The organism is Flavobacterium maritimum (assembly GCF_040049085.1).
Classification (GTDB): domain Bacteria; phylum Bacteroidota; class Bacteroidia; order Flavobacteriales; family Flavobacteriaceae; genus Flavobacterium; species Flavobacterium maritimum.
Genome location: NZ_JBDLZY010000054.1, coordinates 1 through 514, shown reverse-complemented (window position 1 = coordinate 514; position 514 = coordinate 1). Strand labels below are relative to the sequence as shown.

The following is a 514-nucleotide window of genomic DNA, read 5'->3' as shown; positions in this document are numbered from 1 at the left end:
ATAATGGCACAAAGGGCAGGAGTAAGTGTAAGGGCATTGATTCCGGAAATGACAATACTAATTGCCATTGTCAGCGAAAATTGTCGATAGAAAACACCGACGGGACCACTTAAAAAAGCAACCGGAATAAATACCGCAGCCATTACCAGTGTGATCGAAATAATAGCACCTGAAATTTCGTCCATGGCATCAATCGTTGCTTTTTTAGCCGATTTATAGCCATGGTCCAATTTGGCGTGTACGGCCTCGACGACGACAATAGCATCATCGACCACAATACCAATGGCCAAAACCATTGCAAAAAGCGTCAATAAATTGATCGTAAATCCGAATAGATTCAGGAAGAAAAACGTTCCTACAATAGCAACCGGAACCGCGATTGCCGGAATTAAAGTAGATCTGAAATCCTGAAGAAATATAAATACAACAATAAAAACAAGAATAAAAGCTTCTATTAAGGTATGAATTACTTTTTCGATAGAAGCATCTAAGTTCTCATTAACATCAACAAGTA

At 38.7% G+C, this 514-nt stretch carries 1 protein-coding gene; it reads right to left on the bottom strand.

Annotation, left to right across the window (positions count from 1 at the left end; genetic code table 11):
* Positions 1-514: efflux RND transporter permease subunit (locus ABEB23_RS18265; RefSeq protein ID WP_348814151.1), on the bottom strand; the 514-nt coding region annotated here is incomplete at both ends.